This is a genomic window from Gilliamella sp. B2717, from assembly GCF_026536675.1.
GTDB lineage: Bacteria > Pseudomonadota > Gammaproteobacteria > Enterobacterales > Orbaceae > Gilliamella > Gilliamella apicola_I.
Window position 1 is genome coordinate 264,998 of the sequence record NZ_JAFNNQ010000002.1, and the last position, 426, is coordinate 265,423.

1 protein-coding gene is annotated in these 426 nt (G+C 36.4%); it reads right to left on the reverse strand.

Annotated features, from left to right (window positions below; translation table 11 throughout):
* A partial coding sequence (locus tag J3U35_RS01260; RefSeq protein WP_267359021.1) for a hypothetical protein occupies positions 1-426 on the reverse strand: 426 nt, incomplete at both ends.

The window sequence follows — 426 nt, forward strand, 5'->3', positions numbered from 1 at the left end:
GCACCCCGAGTATCAATATAGCGAAACATAATACCCGAACTGGCATTTAACTTAATTTCACCATGATATTTAGCCTGTATTGCTAACAACAACGTGATAAGTGCATGGTTACGTGTATCACGCTCCTTTTGTTTAATCAATCGCTCATCTTCTGGCAAGATTTCTAAGCTATAATAGCTAATACCATATTCGTCAAAAAATAACCAAGTTAACTGCGGCAGATCCATCGATTTTGTTAACAAGGCTAATGACAAATGTTCTGTTACTATTTCTAATCGTTTTACGGGCTGAAAATCAGTGTGCTCAGCAAAATATTCAAAGTTTTCATCACTAAAAATGTTAAGACTTACTTTTTCCGCCAAAGGGTAATAAGCCAGTAATCCTGATAAACTATTAGCCGGTAACGGAAGATCATCATACTGAACC